This is a genomic window from Mucilaginibacter defluvii, assembly GCF_039543225.1.
In the GTDB taxonomy this organism is placed as follows: Bacteria; Bacteroidota; Bacteroidia; order Sphingobacteriales; family Sphingobacteriaceae; genus Mucilaginibacter; species Mucilaginibacter defluvii.
Map to the genome: position 1 here is coordinate 734108 of NZ_BAABJI010000002.1, position 13306 is coordinate 747413.

Annotated in this window: 11 protein-coding genes and 1 tRNA gene; 2 read left to right on the forward strand and 10 right to left on the reverse strand. The window is 43.3% G+C overall.

All coding sequences use genetic code 11. The features are described from left to right. Positions 1-39 precede the first annotated feature (39 nt). Positions 40-1023 carry a helix-turn-helix domain-containing protein gene (locus tag ABD960_RS09485; protein ID WP_345330913.1) on the reverse strand — a complete coding sequence of 328 codons (984 nt, stop codon included), beginning with the start codon at positions 1021-1023 and terminating at the stop codon, positions 40-42. Positions 1024-1132: 109 nt separating this feature from the next. Here ABD960_RS09485 and ABD960_RS09490 point away from each other — a divergent pair, with 109 nt between their 5' ends. Together ABD960_RS09490 and ABD960_RS09495 are read left to right on the forward strand one after the other, a co-directional pair. Further along, a complete protein-coding gene (locus ABD960_RS09490) occupies positions 1133-1888 on the forward strand; it encodes a helix-turn-helix domain-containing protein (RefSeq protein ID WP_345330914.1) in 756 nt (251 codons plus the stop codon). 28 nt (positions 1889-1916) lie between these two features. Next, on the forward strand, positions 1917-3077 hold the full coding sequence (locus ABD960_RS09495; protein WP_345330915.1) for an FAD-dependent oxidoreductase: 1161 nt from the start codon (positions 1917-1919) through the stop codon (positions 3075-3077). A gap of 37 nt (positions 3078-3114) precedes the next feature. Here ABD960_RS09495 and ABD960_RS09500 read toward each other — a convergent pair whose 3' ends face one another. The 9 genes from ABD960_RS09500 to ABD960_RS09540 form a co-directional block, all read right to left on the reverse strand. Beyond that, positions 3115-3687, reverse strand: coding sequence for a hypothetical protein (locus ABD960_RS09500; RefSeq protein ID WP_345330916.1), 573 nt, complete (start codon positions 3685-3687; stop codon positions 3115-3117). 40 nt (positions 3688-3727) lie between these two features. Then, positions 3728-4168, reverse strand: a complete 441-nt coding sequence (locus tag ABD960_RS09505) for a DUF4625 domain-containing protein (protein WP_345330917.1) — start codon at positions 4166-4168, stop codon at positions 3728-3730. A 121-nt stretch (positions 4169-4289) separates the two neighbouring features. Beyond that, positions 4290-5009, reverse strand: coding sequence for a DUF4625 domain-containing protein (locus ABD960_RS09510; RefSeq protein WP_345330918.1), 720 nt, complete (start codon positions 5007-5009; stop codon positions 4290-4292). 35 nt (positions 5010-5044) lie between these two features. Then, on the reverse strand, positions 5045-7525 hold the full coding sequence (locus ABD960_RS09515; RefSeq protein ID WP_345330919.1) for a TonB-dependent receptor: 2481 nt from the start codon (positions 7523-7525) through the stop codon (positions 5045-5047). A gap of 173 nt (positions 7526-7698) precedes the next feature. After that, a complete protein-coding gene (locus ABD960_RS09520; RefSeq protein ID WP_345330920.1) occupies positions 7699-8049 on the reverse strand; it encodes a hypothetical protein in 351 nt (116 codons plus the stop codon). Between the two features lie 217 nt (positions 8050-8266). Next, complete coding sequence (gene katG / locus ABD960_RS09525) at positions 8267-10543, reverse strand: catalase/peroxidase HPI (protein ID WP_345330921.1); 2277 nt, start codon at positions 10541-10543, stop codon at positions 8267-8269. A gap of 392 nt (positions 10544-10935) precedes the next feature. Then, positions 10936-11008 (reverse strand) — tRNA-Cys (locus tag ABD960_RS09530). Between the two features lie 9 nt (positions 11009-11017). Beyond that, positions 11018-12181, reverse strand: coding sequence for a redoxin domain-containing protein (locus tag ABD960_RS09535; RefSeq protein WP_345330922.1), 1164 nt, complete (start codon positions 12179-12181; stop codon positions 11018-11020). A gap of 246 nt (positions 12182-12427) precedes the next feature. After that, the gene (locus tag ABD960_RS09540) at positions 12428-13285 is read right to left on the reverse strand and encodes a fructosamine kinase family protein (RefSeq protein ID WP_345330923.1); all 858 of its coding nucleotides are present in this window, start codon (positions 13283-13285) and stop codon (positions 12428-12430) included. Positions 13286-13306: the final 21 nt, after the last annotated feature.

The following is a 13306-nucleotide window of genomic DNA, read 5'->3' on the forward strand; positions in this document are numbered from 1 at the left end:
CAAAAAGACGGAAAAACAGTCCGATACGACAGCAACGATTTAGTTTTGGGAGGAATACCGCTTTGGCGTAAGACCGTAGTGCTTCTCGAAAAGCCGGCTAAAATGACTTAGGTTAGAAAAGCCCAACTCATACCCTACCTCGGCCACAGAACGTTTACTTTGTTTAAGTAAAAAGGCAGCCTCTTCCATACGCGCTTTCTGGAAGTAATTGTAGATAGTATCGCCAAAGGCTTGCTTAAAGAGCTGCTTAAGCTTGGTTTCGCTCATGGCTGCAATTTGCGCCAGTTCGTTTAATACGGGCGGCGTGCTCAGGTCATTGACAATCTCGTTCCGGATGTGCAGCAGCCGCGCGGCATCCGTATTATTAATATGTTGATGCTGCGTATTTTCTCTTTTAGATAGTTTTTGAAACAGTAGATAAAGCAGCTCCTGCACCTTAATTTGCATATAGAATTTGCTGAGCGCCTCGTTCATATCTACCGCACTTAAATTTTTAAGCAGTAACTTGGTGTCAGCCGACATATTTTCAAAAAATAAGAAAGATTTACTTTTACCGGTGATGGTTTCGACAGTGGAGTTTAGCGTATTTAGCTTTAACAACGATTTTAGATAGCCGGGCATAATGGCAACAACAGCATAATGAACGGTATGGCCTTGCGGAAAACGAATGGTAGAACTCAGGTCATTTGATGTTACCTGTATGGCTGAATCGTCGCGACCGTTAAAATCGAGATTTTGGTTATTGCTGTAAGATATGCCCAGCGTTTGCTCGTTACTATAAAAAAATATGGTGATTAACTCGTTAACTAAACTTGATGAGTTACGCTTAATCACCAAATCTTCCTTCAGCACATAATGATGCATGGTGATCTTAAACTCAGTGCTGAATGATAACTTACGGATATATCCCTTTCCCAAATGCGCCGGTATAACCAGCAGATTATCAACCACTGTTGCGCCGATATGCCGGGCAAAGTAAGTCATGAAATCAAACTCCGGGGTTGCAGTAAAACTGAAGATCATTTTAGTTGAACAGCTTAAAAACCGAAAGTTAAAAAAACCGGTGAACACTTAGCGCGATTAATTATAAACGCCTGTACCTGATATTACAACATGTTGCTAAATTGCACCTATGGAACCCGGTTTTCACCTTCGCTTTGATCCGCCGACTGATGACTTGGCTGACTTTGTAGAAAGCATCGGTACATTCCATAATAATTTGCCCAACGATAAGGAGATAGTAGTTTTACCGGACGGTCGGGTAGATCTCTTCTTTTGGAAACAGCCTGGTGAACCAATTCGAATTATATTGATCGGCCTGGAAACTGAACCTGAACAGCGGTTCGTACCGCCCGGGGTGATGGCCTATGTGATCAGCTTTAAACCCCTTGCTGTTGAGTATATTTTAAAGTACCCTATTGCCGCGATAGTAAATACCGCCCGCGAACTGAATAACGATTTCTGGGACTTAGATTTTACAGAATTCACTGATTTTAATTCTTTTTATCAAAAGATAAGCGATAAAGTCATCTCCCTTTTGCCTGAATTTGTAGATGAACGCAAACGCCGGCTTTTTCAAATGATTTATACTTCGAGCGGCGAAATGCCCGTGAGTGAGCTTTCTGATAAAACCGGCTGGAGCAGCAGGCAGATAAACCGTTACTTCAACCAGTGGTTGGGGTTATCGTTAAAAGCCTATTGTACAATACTGCGTTTCCGCGCTTCGCTATCGCATATTGCCAGGGGCAAACTATTTCCTAAGCTTAGCTTTAGCGATCAAAATCATTTCATCAAACAGGTTAAAAAATTCTCCGGGGTGGTACCAAAAGAACTTAACAAGAATAAAAACGACCGATTTGTACTATTATCCGTTTTAAAGCGCAGCTAATTTTGTGCTGTACTAAACAGCACAGAATATGTTATTACAAGATAAACAAATAGCCATTATTGGTGGCGGACCCGGCGGCCTTACATTAGCCAGGCTTTTACAGATAAAAGGCGTATACGTAAAAGTATACGAGCGGGATTTTGATAGTCACGCCCGTGTACAGGGCGCCCCACTTGATCTGCATGACGACTCGGGCCTGGCAGCCATATGCGCGGCAGGTTTGCTGGACGTTTTCAAAGCAAACTTTCTTCCGGAGGCGGACAAATTGCAGATAATGAATGAGCGGGCTGAAGTGTTTCACAGCGACCATGATTATAAGCCCAAAGAGAACTTTGGCCATAAGCATTTCAGGCCCGAAATTGACCGCGGTGTACTGCGCAAGATCCTGCTTAACTCACTCGCTCAGGACACTGTGGTTTGGGACAGCCATTTTATAAACATGGAAAAGCATAATAATGGCTGGCTTTTACTTTTTAAAAACGGCATATCTGCTTATGCAGATATGGTTATCGCCGCTGATGGCGCCAATTCAAAAATCAGGCAATATGTAACAGATGCCAAGCCATTTTACTCGGGCATTACTATGCTCGAAGGTAACATCTATCAGTCGGTAGTTAATGCGCCTGGTATACATGCGTTATTAAAGGGCGGGAAAATCATGGCTTTCGGAAACAAGAAAAACATTCTTATGGGCCAGAAAGGTAATGGTGACCTCGGCTTTTACGCCAGTTTTAAAGCTCCTGAAAACTGGCCTGCAACAAGCGGATTAAACTTTAACGACCGCGAGCAAATAACCGAGTGGTTTAAAAATTATTATAATGATTGGCACCCGCTTTGGCAGGAACTATTTGATCAGGCCGCACTGCCCTTTGTGCCACGACTAATATATTGCGCACCGCTTGAGCAAACATGGGAGGCCAAGCCCAACGTTACCCTGATTGGCGATGCAGCACACGTGATGCCGCCCTTTGCCGGCGAAGGTGCAAACATGGCCATGCTTGATGCACTGGAACTAAGCCAAAAACTTACTGAAGAAAAATTTGATAATTTAACAGATTCAATTGCCTCATTTGAAAGCAGCATGAGGAAGCGCGCTGCGGCAGCTGCCCAAGAATCACTTATAAATGGTGAACGTATGCACGCAAATCATGCGCTTACTGACATGTTAGAGGTATTTAAACCGCATTAAGGTTATTTACCTGCAAAGTAATTTTATGCCGCAGATATTATCTGCGGCATAAAATTGCCTCTATTTCTTGATTTGATTTAGCCTTTATTAATTTATTCTCTTTAGCTTTTGGTTCGAATACACATGTGCGGCAACGCTCCTGGTTTTTATCTTTTAGATACTTAATTACTTTATTATCTGCAACGTATGATCGGTATTCGTTCTTTTTGATACATCCTTCGCAAGCTGGGCCGCCCTCAACAAATTCATATTTAAAGATCAGCTTGCCATTATCGTAGTAGTAATCTTCTTTAGCGTAAACGTCGCCAACTGTTCCAAAGTCGACAGATATTTTCACAAGCTTGCCATTTTCAAAATAACGGTCAACTTTCATTCTCTCGTCGCACATAAACTCGGTGTGTTCCGGTTGAATGTTTTGTGTATTAATATGCTCAACTTTTTGCTTGATATAAGTGATGGTATCTACAGCTGTATCGGCCTTTAATATAGCCGCGCTTGTGTCAGCAACGGTATCGGTTAAACCATGCCTGACGGTATCGTTGTTTTTTTGTTCCTTGGTTTGGCAAGCAGCGAGCATGAACGCTATAACGGGCAATAAAATTTTTCTCATAAGAAAAGGAAAGCAACAATTTTGCCAAATCATTTTGCCATTATTGAATTTTAACACTGATGCCCTTTATGGTCTGCCAGCCTTCCTTATCCGTCAACCGAATTAAAAAATGATAATCTCCCGCATCAACATCCGCCGGAACGCTGATAGTTTGGCTGATCTCCATTTCGTTTAAATCTTCAGTAACCGAGAAACTGCGGATAAGCAAATAAGGGTTTACCGGTGTTTTAACGGCTCCCATCTGGCACTCTTCCACTTCGGTACTATGGCTATGATGGTCAAAGTTATTGTGTATATCTACACTTACCGAACCGAGTTGTACATTATCACTAAGGCGGGCTCTGAATATAAAGGTTTCTCCCCTTTTTATGATGCTGCACTGTTGCGGAAAAGCATTATTTGCAGAAAGGTCAATCACCGGGTATTCGGTATCAACCTTTTCGTCATTTTTCTTACTGCATCCGGCAATAAATAGAGCCATAACTATGATTAAGGTTAATATTTTAAGCGTGTTACTCATGTTTTAAGCAATTACAGGCAGATCGATAACGACCCGCCCTTTTTTTAACAATTAATTTGATTATTTAATGAACTATCACTGATTACTTTTTATCAAAATGTTCTTCAAATTCATTTTCTTTACCGGCCTGGTCAACTACTTTCAGATAAACATGATAGTGACCTGCCGGGGCAGCAGTAACGTCAACATGTTTGTGCAGGTTGTAATTGTTTTGGCCAACCATCGCAGCATCAGTGTAGGTTACTTCTTTTTCCCAGCCATTGCCGTGCACCTCAAGCACCACCTGCGCTATTTTATTTGGTGCGGTAATTGAAGCTTCTGCATGCAGATCATTGCCTGCGGTGTTCAGCCCGACCTCGAATCCGCTTACAGATGGCAACGTTGGATCAGCCTCAACACTTAGCTCAAACTCTGCTTCGGTTACTTTTCCGTTTTGGTCCGTAACCTTAAGATGACCATGATATTCACCAACAGTAGCGTCCGCCGGCACATCAATATGTTTGTGGAATTCCGCGTTTTTCAGTCCGGCAAAACCATCAGTATAAGTGGTATTCACCTCCCATCCTGCACCGTTTTCAGGATGAATCTCAAGCACGACATCCTTAATATTGGCTGCGGCTTGTATTTGCGCTTCGATATGCAGGTCGTTACCCGGATGTGCGATTTTGTTGTTGCCCGCTCCCACTTCAAGGCCTTCAATAGTTGGCGCTCCTACAGGCGTTTCGTCATTGTCTTTTGAACAGGCTGAGAATAATGTTATACCTGCAAGCAGCAGATAGATGATTGGTTTTGTTGTTTTCATTTTACTTTGTTAATTAATTGATTGATAAATATTTGTTAGTTAATTGTATTTGAGCCAAAGGGAACCTTTACTGAAAGCACGATATTGCGCCCGGCTTCGGGAAGTTGGATTAGCCTATAAAAACTGGTATGGTTGAGGTATTTGGTATTGAATAAGTTTTGAACTTGTAAGCTTAAGGTTAATGGTCTTCCGTTAAAGCGCAGTTTGGTGCCTGCCTGTATATTCCAAACCTGGTAGCCTGCCGTTTTTTGTTCAGGCGGAACAATGTTATTTTGAGCACCCGTAATAAGATAATCGATGGAGATGTAGCTGTGCTTAAGCCTATCAATATGATGTGGCTCATAAGTAAGGTTGAACAATACTGAAGGCGGCGGAGAAAAAGGCAAGGTATATCCCTCTTTATCGCCTGATAATTGCCGGGCGCGAAGATATTCTGCCAGCACTTCCGTACTTAGTTCATTGGTTAATTTGTACTGCAACTGCAATTCGCCGCCATACCTTGCCACACTGCTCTGCGTGTAAACAAATACCTGGTTGCCTGCTCCCAGCAGGTAATCGTGCTCAGCAGTTGGGTTTAGGTAGATGTAGTTAGAAAAATAATTGTAAAACGGACTTAGTTGCGCCGAAAACCTTTCGGTGTCCCAGCTTAAAGTTAGATCTGCCTGATAGGATTGTTCGGGACTGAGCGAGCGATTACCTTTTTCAAAGCGGAAATAGTGATAGTTTACCCCGTTTGCAGCCAGTTCATTGGCTATGGGCATCCGGAAGCTTTTACCTATGTTGGCCTTCAAACTAAAACTGCCCTCGGGCGTGTAATTAACACCTGCCGACCAAACGAGGCTGTTGAAATTCCTGGTCAGGTTATCGGCACGAACTTGTTTTATGCCCTCTGTTTCAAACCAATCCGTATATTTTAAGGTACGCATGCGGCCGTAGTCATACCGTAAAGCCGCGTGCAACAATACCTTATCGTTCAGTTTAAACTTATCATAAGCGAAAGCTCCGGCCATGGTTTGTTTAAAGGCCGGCACCAAAAAACTCCATCCGTTAATTGTATTGTCCTGGTATTCACCATTAATGCCTATGGTTAGTTCATGCCGGTCAAATTGCAGCTTGTCGCGCAAGTTCAATGAGTATACCCGCTTATTAAATTCCCGCTCCAGATCAGATGGGATGCGCATAGTGTGCGGATAAACCGGTGGCATATAACCATGGTTAACATACTGGCTAAACTCTTGCCTGAAATTGTGCTGATAACCCATATCAGCTTGCAGCAAATGCCTGCCCGCCTGATATTGGGTGCGGTTGATGAGTTTGAAATGGTTCACTTCCTGGCTTGGCAGTTGTATGTCTCGGCTCGAACGGTTGTGCAACAGAGTATCAACCCGCCTTGGTTCCAAACCATGTGCATTGGCGAAAAAGCCGCTGCGTGTATAAATGTTAGATACGTAAAAAATCGACCGGAATTTTTCGCTTACATAGCCGGTGTTAAAGTGTAAGCCAGTCTCGCGTCCCGCCGTGTTACGCAACTGGTTGTTACGTAGTTTGACAGCATAATCATAAACGTAAACCTTGTTAGTCGGCACGGTATAGTCGCCATAATTTTGATAGGTTATGCGGGCATCGGCAAACCATTTTTGCCTACGTCCGTAAAGATTAATTGATGAACCAAACAGATTATTGTTAGTCTTGCCAATCATGTCAACCGAGCCGCCGAATGAATTTGGTGCGGGAGGCGCTACCGGTTTAACATCAACCACGCCGGCAATAGCGTCAGACCCATAGATGAATGAGGCCGCACCTTTTACTAACTCAACCTCGCCAACGGCAAACTGGTCAAGCTCCAAACCATGATCAGCCCCCCATTGCTGGCCTTCATGTTTAACACCCTTATCGGCCACAACAACCCGGTTAAAACCTAAACCCCGGATAAGCGGTTTTGACAGGCCCGAGCCAATACCAATTGTTTTAACCCCCGGCAGGCGCGACATGGTGGCCATCAAACTACCGCCAAGATTACGTTGAATGAAATCGGCATTAACAACCTCCACATTTAACGATTCGCTCTGCTTACGTTGCTCTGCATATCTATCTTTCACCAACACTTCTTCCAACTCGTGATTTTCCGGGTGAAGGCTTATGTTCAAGTACAATGGCAGATTGACTGCTTTAACCGTTTTTTTAACGGAATTATAACCAACATGCGAAACGTGGAGATAATACTCACCAGCGGCGGGCAAGTTAATGCTAAACTGCCCGCCGGCGTCAGTGATAACAGATAGTTCGGCAGGTTTAACACTTACCACAACTGCTTCCAGGGGTTTACCGGAGTGATCAGTAACTATCCCATTTAGCTGATAAGTTTGAGCAACCGCTGAACAACAGGTTAATGATAAAAAGCTTACCGTTAAGATAAAAGCACCAATGTTAAAGCCAAATAACAGCTTTTTACACCAGCCGAAAGGTTGGATTTTTAAGATCAAAATAATACTGAAAAAGCGTGCCGGAACGGGCACCGTTATTAATTAATTGAGAATGTTACAATGAATTAATTGCTCCTTGAAGCGAGTGGCATATCAAGGAATGAAAGCGTATTGAAATGTTTATTAATTGACCGGTAAATGTTAAGATACTTGCGCATGCACGCATTTATCCCAAAAAATCATTAATAAGTATTTACAGTAAACGCTTAGCAGTAGTAAGCAGGGGGCCCCTTGTTAGTAAAGCCCTGAAGAGTAAATTTGTAAGTGCCGGCAAAGGATTTACTCAGCAACGTTACGGCCTTAGTTACCGGAATGCCGATAACGGGGAGATTATCAAAATGCGCGTAATGCGCTTGCTTGTGTACAATATAATCACAAACGGTACATTTTTCAGAAGAATACACATATTCCGTATCTTCATCCTGATCATTAAGCGATGGGTAACTATGCTTATGAATTGCCTGAAACGCAGTGATAGCTATAAAAACAATAACCATTAACAAAGACACCAGTGCGTGGCGCTTGTTCAATGGTTTATATTTTGCTTTATGCATCATTGTTGCAAAAATGTTATTTTAAGATGAGATTGTCAATTAATAGTTTAAATAATTGCAGCAAAAATGAATTTTAAAAAGTTTTGAGTTCTTTAAGATAAACCTTCAAGTGCTGTAAAACCAAATTTAAACTACAATAAATCAACTACATTAAGCCTTAAAACAAAAAAAGCCGCCATAAAAGGCAGCCTTTTTTTAATAAACATCAATAACGAATTTGTTACACCAAATCAAACCTGTCCAGGTTCATCACCTTAGTCCAGGCGGCAACAAAATCGTTGATAAATTTTTGTTGAGCATCGCTGCTCGCATACACCTCGGCTACAGCCCTTAATTCAGAATTTGACCCGAATACCAGGTCAGCACGGGTGCTGGTCCATTTCACCTCGCCGGTTTTACGGTCGGTACCGAGGTATACCTCCCTGTCTTCAGATAATGCTTTCCAGGCTGTGCCCATATCCAGCAGGTTAACAAAAAAGTCGTTTGTAAGCTGGCCGGGGCGTTGTGTGAACACGCCATGCTTAGAGCCATCGTAATTTGTTTCAAGCACACGCATGCCGCCTATCAACACCGTTAACTCAGGTGCGGTTAGCGTAAGTAGCTGTGCCTTATCGATCAATAATTCCTCTGTTGATACACGAATTTTCGACTTGCGGTAGTTACGGAAACCGTCAGCAATTGGTTCGAGGTAACTGAATGATTCTACATCCGTTTTTTCCTGAGATGCATCTGCGCGGCCAACAGCAAAAGGAACTTTTACATCATGTCCGGCAGCTTTAGCAGCCTTCTCGATACCAACGTTACCCGCCAGTACAATCAGATCAGCCAGTGATACCTTTTTACCTGTCGATTGTGTGTTATTAAAGTCTGCCTGAATGCCTTCTAATACACTAAGCACCTTTTGCAGTTGCGGCGGATTATTTACCTGCCAGTACTTTTGCGGGGCAAGGCGTACGCGGGCGCCGTTGGCGCCACCGCGCTTGTCTGACCCGCGAAAGGTTGATGCCGAAGCCCAGGCTGTTGAAACGAGTTCAGATATCGAAAGACCTGAGTCAGCTATTTTATCTTTTAATAGGTTGATGTCATTCTCATCAACCGATGCATAGTCAACCGCCGGGATCGGATCCTGCCATAAAAGCTCTTCCTGCGGAACATCAGGCCCCAGGTAACGCTCACGCGGACCCATATCACGGTGGGTTAATTTAAACCAAGCACGCGCGAATGCATCGGCAAAAGCATCAGGGTTCTCTAAAAAGTGCCTTGAAATTTTCTCGTAAGCCGGATCAAACCTTAGGGCCAAATCGGTGGTAAGCATAGTTGGTTTGTGCCTTTTTTCGTTATCGTAAGCATCCGGTATAATAGCTTCATCCGTTTTTGCTACCCATTGATGGGCACCTGCCGGGCTTTTTGTAAGCTCCCATTCAAAGCCAAACAGGTTCTCGAAAAAGTTATTGCTCCATTGGGTAGGCGTCTTTGTCCAGGTTACTTCAAGCCCGCTGGTAATGGTGTCGGCACCTTTGCCTGATCCATACTTGTTATTCCAGCCAAAGCCCTGTTGTTCAATATCAGCAGCTTCAGGCTCCTTGCCAACATTATCGGCAGGAGCTGCGCCATGTGTTTTGCCAAAGGTATGTCCACCTGCTATCAGCGCAACGGTTTCTTCATCGTTCATCGCCATTCGGCCGAACGTATCCCTTATATCTTTAGCAGCCATGATCGGGTCAGGATTACCATCCGGGCCTTCAGGATTTACGTAGATCAAACCCATTTGCACAGCAGCAAGCGGTTTCTCCAGGTTACGAGAGTGGATATTACCATCGGCATCATCGTCAGAAACGAGCACGCCGTGATTCTCATTAACACCTTCTGAACCGTGGGCATAGCGCAGATCGCCGCCAAGCCAGGTTCTTTCTTCGCCCCAGTATACTGATTCATCCGGTTCCCAAACGTCTTCGCGTCCGCCGGCAAAACCAAAGGTTTTAAAGCCCATTGATTCGAGGGCGACGTTACCGGTTAGGATCAACAAGTCAGCCCATGAAATTTTGTTGCCATATTTTTGTTTGATTGGCCATAACAACCTGCGGGCCTTATCCAGGCTCACGTTATCAGGCCAGCTGTTAAGGGGTGCGAAACGCTGCATTCCCGCACCGGCACCACCACGGCCATCGGTTACGCGGTATGTACCAGCGCTGTGCCATGCCATACGGATAAACAAACCACCGTAATGACCAAAATCAGCCGGCCACCAATCCTGCGAATCCGTCATCAGCACATGCAGGTCGGCCTTTACGGCTTCCAGATCCAGACTTTTAAAAGCTTCGGCATAGTTAAAATCCTTATCCATCGGGTTTGATAAAGATGATTGCTGGCGCAGAATACCAATCTTTAATTGATTTGGCCACCAGTCGTGGTTGCGGGTACCGCCACCACCAACATTGTGTTTCATAGTGCCATTGTGAAATGGGCATTTACTAATGTCATTTGATCCGTTTTCCATAATTTATAAGTTTATTAATCAACGTAATTTTGATTTAACAACGTAAATGTATGGCATTAAAACGTACAATCACAATCAATATATTCTATGCTAAATAGCTAAAAACTATTAGGATAAGTATCGACAGAAACGCTAACGAATTACCTTAATGAGAGTTGCTAAAAAATAAAAGGAGCGGCTACAATGACCTCAGCCGCTCCTTGCTGCGTAGCTTTACACCCTAACACAGTTATTTGGACAGGTATACTTAAGCAAAACCTGCGTTTGAGGTGCTATCGCAGCAGCTCGTCAAATAGTCAGTTAATAGTTAAAGTTTGATTTGAAGTATTGGCCCGGCGCGAGAGCGCCGGAGCCATCTTCAGCAGCACAAAGAACCACCACTTGTGCTAAGAGAGGTTGGGAACGGATTCGAACCGTCGTAAAAGGTTTTGCAGACCTCCGCCTCACCGCTCGGCCACCCTACCTTTGTAAAATTTACTTATTACCGGCGCTTGCTGTAGTTAATGGCTTATCGGCCTTATAAATTTCAGCCAGCGTTGCTGATAGTTTATCGCCGGTAAGATTTTTAGCTACAATCTTTCCATCCGGCCCTATTAAAAAGTTCTGCGGTATAGCGCGAACGCCGTATAATTCAGCTACCTCATTTTTCCAGTATTTAAGGTCAGATACCTGTGTCCAGACTAACTTATCATCTGCAACGGCTTTCAGCCAGGCATCGCGTTTACTGTCAAGCGATACACCCAAAATAGTGAAGTTCTTATCTTTATACTGATCATAGGCTTTTACCACGTTAGGATTTTCGTTCCGGCAAGGGCCGCACCATGATGCCCAGAAATCAACCAATACATATTTACCTTTAAATGATGCCAGCGAAATAGGTTTTCCATCCTTGTCAGCCTGCGTAAACTGAGGAGCAATAGCGCCAAAGGCAGTCCTCTTCCAGCCGTTTAGCCATTTTTGGTATTGCAGACCAGCCTTACCGCTTTTAACCTGTTTGGACAAGCCGGTATATAACGGCTCCACGTCGGCTGCTTCGGGAAAATAGCCACCATAGGTTTTTAGGGCTTCAAGTGCTATCAGTGAGTTAGGATGCGATTTTATGAACGGCACCAATACGGCTTTCTGTTCGTTCTCAATTGCATCTACCCTCTTTTCGAGCTCGGCTTCGGCCTGGCTGGTTTGCTGATGCTTTGGCAAGCTGCCATAAGCACGGTATTCTGCACGCAATCGTTCGTTATAAGGTTTTAGCACTGCGGTCAATTCAACATTATCTTTATTAAGTTGTCCCGCATTTACAGTTGCCTTAGCTATTGAATCTGCTGCCTGTAAATTGACATTACCGTTTTCGAGATAAAATGCTAACCGGTCGGCGTTACGCTTCTGCTGAAAGTTTTCGTTATCACGGGTAATAGTTAAGGTAGCTTTGGTTGCTTCAGGCAATTTACCTTTAAAAGCAAAACCTCCTTGCTGAACTTCGGCAGAGTCTACAACGGTACCGGCATCGGTACGGTATTGCAGATACGCCTTACCGCCGCTGTTAAAATTTTTAATACTGCCCTTTAAATTATAATCAATTTGCTGCGCAAATAAAACAGAAGGCAGCACTAAACCCGCCGTCAGTAAAGTATATTTTTTCATGGTAATTATGTTGTTGATAAAAGAATGATTAGTAAGTATGGAAGATGCTCTCTCTGTAATAACCATCAACAACAGTAAAAAAAAGCCTTAAGTAAATGGCTTAGTTGAGGACTAAAGTAGATGTAGGTCGTATTCATCATTTGTTCTATTGACGAAACAAATATACTACTAAATCTATAGATTTTATATAAAAATACAATTTTACAATTAATACATTGATTTTCAATTATTTATTTTATTAAGACATTAAAGATAGCCTTTTAAACTACTTATTAATTGCTGCTTATACGTTACACCAAACAAATCTAAATGAACCAGCAGCGGATAAATATTCCAAAGGTTTAAGCGTTGTCGCCAATCTTTTGTTAGTGGAAAAGCATCCTGGTAAGCATCATAAAACTCATTACCAAAACCACTGAACAAAGTCGTCATCGCGATATCGAACTCCCGGTGGCCATAGCTTACCGCAGGGTCAATTAAATATGGTTTGCCCCTACTGCCGATCAGGTAATTACCACCCCATAAATCACCATGAATAAGGCTCGGGGGCTCTTCGTCAAACAGCGCGGCAAGCCGGTTGTATAACCGCCCAAACAAAGCTACGTCGCCAGCATCAAGCAGTTTCTTGCCTCTCGCCATACTTATCATGGGCATCAGTCGCTCATTAACAAAAAACTCAGTCCAGGTAGAATGCTGCCTGTTACTTTGCGTTAATGACCCCATATAGTTATTATACGGCAGCCCGAAATATTCTGCGCTTACACGATGCATATCGGCAAGTTGCCTACCCAACTCTCGCATATCAACGGCGGCGGCGCTTTTTGTATCGAGCCATTCCAACAGCAAATAGCTGTCATCCCCTGCATCGCCCTGCATAACTATTTGAGGTACTGCTATCGTATTGGTTGATGCTATTAAGTTCAATCCTTTAGCCTCTGCATCAAACATACCCCGGAACTTATTTTTATTGTTGACCTTGACGAAATAGGTCATACTAACTGTATCTATACGATATGCTCTATTAATATCGCCGCCGCTTACAGGTTGATAGCCTTGTACGAACTCATTAAGCTGCTGTTCAATAGCCTTTAATACTGCTTCCATACTACTTAATATAACATTAAC

Bases quoted from the DNA above. Each gene is read 5' to 3' on its own strand.
- ABD960_RS09520 (WP_345330920.1), bottom strand. From the start codon at position 8,049: ATGATGCATAAAGCAAAATATAAACCATTGAACAAGCGCCACGCACTG.
- ABD960_RS09485 (WP_345330913.1), bottom strand. From the start codon at position 1,023: ATGATCTTCAGTTTTACTGCAACCCCGGAGTTTGATTTCATGACTTAC.
- ABD960_RS09540 (WP_345330923.1), bottom strand. From the start codon at position 13,285: ATGGAAGCAGTATTAAAGGCTATTGAACAGCAGCTTAATGAGTTCGTA.
- ABD960_RS09490 (WP_345330914.1), top strand. From the start codon at position 1,133: ATGGAACCCGGTTTTCACCTTCGCTTTGATCCGCCGACTGATGACTTG.
- ABD960_RS09500 (WP_345330916.1), bottom strand. From the start codon at position 3,687: ATGAGAAAAATTTTATTGCCCGTTATAGCGTTCATGCTCGCTGCTTGC.
- ABD960_RS09495 (WP_345330915.1), top strand. From the start codon at position 1,917: ATGTTATTACAAGATAAACAAATAGCCATTATTGGTGGCGGACCCGGC.
- ABD960_RS09510 (WP_345330918.1), bottom strand. From the start codon at position 5,009: ATGAAAACAACAAAACCAATCATCTATCTGCTGCTTGCAGGTATAACA.
- katG (WP_345330921.1), bottom strand. From the start codon at position 10,543: ATGGAAAACGGATCAAATGACATTAGTAAATGCCCATTTCACAATGGC.
- ABD960_RS09505 (WP_345330917.1), bottom strand. From the start codon at position 4,168: ATGGCTCTATTTATTGCCGGATGCAGTAAGAAAAATGACGAAAAGGTT.
- ABD960_RS09535 (WP_345330922.1), bottom strand. From the start codon at position 12,181: ATGAAAAAATATACTTTACTGACGGCGGGTTTAGTGCTGCCTTCTGTT.